The organism is Streptomyces sp. NPDC042638 (genome assembly GCF_040647235.1).
Lineage (GTDB): Bacteria > Actinomycetota > Actinomycetes > Streptomycetales > Streptomycetaceae > Streptomyces > Streptomyces rameus.
The window spans coordinates 236160-238664 of record NZ_JBEZBT010000006.1 but is presented as its reverse complement, the minus strand read 5'-3'; the positions used below and the strand labels follow the sequence as shown (position 1 = coordinate 238664).

The 2505-nt window shown below is 70.7% G+C and carries 3 protein-coding genes; 2 read left to right on the top strand and 1 reads right to left on the bottom strand.

Translation table 11 applies throughout. The features are described 5' to 3' along the window. Positions 1-89: 89 nt before the first annotated feature. A complete protein-coding gene (locus AB0B40_RS08220; protein ID WP_362263535.1) occupies positions 90-740 on the bottom strand; it encodes a Tat pathway signal sequence domain protein in 651 nt (216 codons plus the stop codon). A 627-nt stretch (positions 741-1367) separates the two neighbouring features. On the opposite strand from AB0B40_RS08220, the gene AB0B40_RS08215 reads away from it, so the two are divergent. Together AB0B40_RS08215 and AB0B40_RS08210 are read left to right on the top strand one after the other, a co-directional pair. Further along, a complete protein-coding gene (locus tag AB0B40_RS08215; protein ID WP_345051759.1) occupies positions 1368-2066 on the top strand; it encodes a DUF6230 family protein in 699 nt (232 codons plus the stop codon). After that, positions 2060-2505 (top strand): DUF6114 domain-containing protein (locus tag AB0B40_RS08210; RefSeq protein ID WP_362263541.1); only part of this gene is annotated, 446 nt, incomplete at its 3' end. The genes AB0B40_RS08215 and AB0B40_RS08210, both read left to right, overlap by 7 nt.

Below are 2505 nucleotides of genomic sequence, written 5' to 3'. Positions count from 1 at the left end.
GGCTGCGGCTGCGGCTGCGGCTGCGGCTGCGGCTGCGGCTGCGGCTGCGGCTGCGGCTGCGAGGACGTTGAACCGGACTGTCCGGTACGTCAGTTCACGTAGACGCGGACACCCCCGTCGGTGACGGGCGCGTACTTGGCCGTGAAGAAGCCGTTGGCGAAGCACAGCGACGAGCCGGAGGTCTTGGTGAACTGCTGGTTGGCGAAGGCGATGCTGCTGTCGGCGTTGTCGGCCTTACCGGTCAGGCCGGGCGCCTGGTACACGCAGGTCACGGTGCCCAGCAGCGTGCGCAGCTGGACCGTGGCCTGGATGACGGAGCCGCTCGGGGGCGAGACGGTGAGGGTGCCGCTCGAGGTGATCGTCGCCGAGTAGGGCAGGTTGTTGATGGTGATGCCGTTGACCCCGAGGACCCCGGTGACGTTGCTGGTGCAGGTGCTGCTGTTGAAGGTGTGCCCGGTGACGGACTCGGTGGCCGTGCCGGGCGCGGTCGGGTTGCCGGTGACCTTGGCGGTGAACTGGGAGGCGGTGCACTTGACCCCGCTGGTGCCGGTCGCGCTGGAGTAGAACGTCGCGGAGGTTCCGGTGGCCAGGGGCGCGGTGAGGGTGTCGCCGACGGCGACCGCGGTGCCGCCGGTGCTGCCGGTGGTGAGGACCGTGCCGGCCGCGGAGGCCGGGGTGGCCCAGGTGAGGGCGAGCGCGGTGGCTGCGCCGGCGAGGGCGAGGAGGGAGCGCGTACGCATGCGGGTGCCTCTCTTCCGAGGTGGGGTGGCGGATGAGGTGACGTGGGGGGTGGCGGATGGTGCGCGCGGTGCCGCCGGCGCGGGGCCGTAGCGCCTTCTCCGTACGCGGCGGACCCGCGACGGCGGCACACCGGGCACCGGCCGAAGGTCTCGGGGGAAGACCTCCGGCCGGGCCGGACAAGGGGGGCCGGGCCGGGCACGGCCGGGAAAGAGGGAAAGCGATCGTGCCGGAGCCGGCCTGCGAGGTTGAGCGGTTGCCATGACAGGCCGGGAACACGGCCGGTACCTGCGCCGCGGGACGCGGCTGGTGCCGCTTGCCGGACCCGGCGCCACGGATCCGTGGAAACAGGGGAAGTTCTAGACCTGACTGGGCATCAACGTCAAGGCTGCGATGGCGAGTTGTGGCACGTGGCCGCCGCCCGCGCACATCCCACACCCTTTTTCCACATCTCCCTTGACCCCCCAAAGTAACCGGCGGTAACTTCCTCGAAGGCTACTGCCGCGTAACGAGAAAGCCCTTGCATCCGCCGGGAGTCGCGAGGAGGCGTGCGCGGCGTCCGCTGTCCGCGCCAGGACACCGCGCCACTGAAGCCCAACCCGCATTGATCGATGCACATGGGAGCAGACATGGCCTCGTCCCCGGACGTACCGTCCGTCGGCAACACCCCCGAGAACCCTGGAAGCGACACCCCGTCCGAAGTCCCGAACGCCGCCGGGAGCACCAGCGGCGGCGAGAGACGAGGCCGGGTCCGGGCCCGCCGTGCAGCGGTGATGGCGGTGCCCGCCACCCTGGTCGCCGCCGGCCTCGCGGTCCTCACCGCGCAAGGAGCGCTGGGCGTGCAGTTCGCCATCTCCGGCATGCCGTTCACGGTCACCGCGACGGATCTGACCGGCACCGGATTCGAGCAGTTCGGCGCGCTCGACAACATGGCGGAGGGCAGCCCGAACGCCGGGGACACCGGCGGTCAGGTACTCGTCGTCACCTCCGCCATCAAGGACGCCACTCTCACCAAGCTGTGCCAGAGCGTCGACCTGGGCGGCACCAACCTCCTGATCACCGCGGGCGGCGGCAAGGACAAGGTGCTGGCGACCGACCTGACCACCGACTCCACCGTGCTGTCCGGAAACGCGGAGTTCAACCACATCGAGATCGGCAACGACGCCAGCACGCTGACCAAGGCGGGCGTGAAGGGCCCGATCGGGGTCTTCAGTCAGCAGGCCGACACCGTGCACATCGCCAGTCTGCGGCAGACGAACTACGCCACCACGGCGGGCGTGTTCAAACTGCCGGGCCTCCATCTCGGTTTCAGCGACAAGGGCTGCTGATCGCCGTGCCGGACCGTGCTCGCCGGAGACCGAGGCTCGCCTTCCGCGGATGGCGGGCCCGCCGGCCGTTCTGGGGCGGACTGCTGCTCGCCCTCGGCGGCGGCGAGATCCTGCTCACCGAGAAGGCCTCGCTGAAGGTCGTGCTGCACATCGGCATGCAGGGCCTGGCCGGCTATCTGCTGCCGGGCCTCATGGTGCTGCTGGGCCTGCTGATCCTCTTCAACCCGTCCCAGCGGCTCTTCTACTCCATCACCGGCGTCCTGGTCTCCCTGGGGACCTGGATCACCTCCAATCTCGGCGGCTTCTTCCTCGGCCTGCTCCTCGGCGTCACCGGCAGCTGCCTCGCCTTCGGCTGGCTACCGGACCAGGAACCGCGCGTCGGCCGCCGCGCACGCCGCAGGCGGGCGAGAGCCGCGGCACACGTCCCGGCCGCGGAACG

Bases quoted from the DNA above. Each gene is read 5' to 3' on its own strand.
- AB0B40_RS08215 (WP_345051759.1), top strand. From the start codon at position 1,368: ATGGCCTCGTCCCCGGACGTACCGTCCGTCGGCAACACCCCCGAGAAC.
- AB0B40_RS08220 (WP_362263535.1), bottom strand. From the start codon at position 740: ATGCGTACGCGCTCCCTCCTCGCCCTCGCCGGCGCAGCCACCGCGCTC.